Raw genomic sequence first — 524 nt, forward strand, 5'->3', positions numbered from 1 at the left:
CGGCTGGCGCATCCAACGCCGGATCAAGGCAGGCACGACCCGAAGGGTGATCTACACCTACCCGTCGAAGAAATCGCTGCACTCGATCATCGACAAGGTCAGGTTCATCACCCGCAGATCAGGATCACCGTACGTTTCGCTCGATGCGCTCCTCACACACCTGAACCGCGTGGTTCGGGGCTGGTGTATGTATTTCCGACACGGGGTCTCCTGGACCACCTTCGGCTACCTCGACTGCTACACCTGGGCCGCGGTCTGTCGATGGATCCGGGCGAGGCATCCGCGCCTGGGTTGGCGAAAGCTTGTGCGCAGGTTTCTGACCGGACGCCCGGGGCGCCGCCCAGAAGAGAAGGGGATCGTGCTCTATCACCCCCAGTCGATCGCCATCCAACGATACCGATGGCGGGGGTACACGATCCCGACACCATGGACGTATCTAGCTGAACAACTCGACGCAGCCACACCAGCGTGATGTTCATGGAGAGCCGGATGCGGTGAAAGTCGCACGTCCGGTTCGGAGGGCG

General features: G+C 61.8%; 1 protein-coding gene. It reads left to right on the top strand.

From position 1 onward, the window contains the following. Nucleotides 1-472: group II intron maturase-specific domain-containing protein (locus tag ACHIRB_RS31090; RefSeq protein ID WP_395127856.1), on the top strand; the 472-nt coding region annotated here is incomplete at its 5' end. Nucleotides 473-524 lie beyond the last annotated feature (52 nt).

The organism is Antrihabitans spumae, assembly GCF_043944905.1.
Taxonomy (GTDB): Bacteria; Actinomycetota; Actinomycetes; order Mycobacteriales; family Mycobacteriaceae; genus Antrihabitans; species Antrihabitans spumae.